Raw genomic sequence first — 483 nt, 5'->3', positions numbered from 1 at the left:
AATCGCTATACCGGCTGCCTGTTCATCGCCGCCTGTACGTTTTACCCCGATCCCGGACATCCGATCCATCAGTTAGCCGATCAACAAAGAAAGGCGGCGCATGACTTCACCCATGAACTGCTCACGACGCTGGAAGTTGACGACCCGGCCATGGTTGCCAAACAGATGGAGCTGGTGCTGGAAGGCTGCCTGAGCCGCATGTTGGTCAATCGTAGCCATGCTGATGTCGAAACAGCACACCGTCTGGCTGAAGATATCCTGCGCTTTGCCCAGTGCCGTATGGGCGGTGCGCTGACTTAAGCGCACAACGCTTATTGGGTGGTGAGACATTGGCACCACGCTATTTTGTTCAATCTTCAGGCATAAATGCGTAGATTGCCGTAATATTAAGCGGTTGAACGGTTTTTCCCGAAATTTAATTTACTGACAGACGTGACTACGGTTTAATGCGCCCCGTTGCCCGGATAGCTCAGTCGGTAGAGC

Annotated in this window: 1 pseudogene; it reads left to right on the top strand. The window is 52.8% G+C overall.

Going from position 1 to position 483, the window contains the following annotated elements:
* Positions 1 to 300 (top strand): annotated as a pseudogene (locus tag ACU8YC_RS26610) (TetR family transcriptional regulator); the annotation flags it as partial.
* Positions 301 to 483 lie beyond the last annotated feature (183 nt).

The sequence above is a fragment of the Citrobacter sp. VF227 genome (assembly GCF_052950715.1).
Note: the sequence above shows the minus strand (reverse complement) of the source record. Positions and strands in the feature narration are given on the sequence as shown.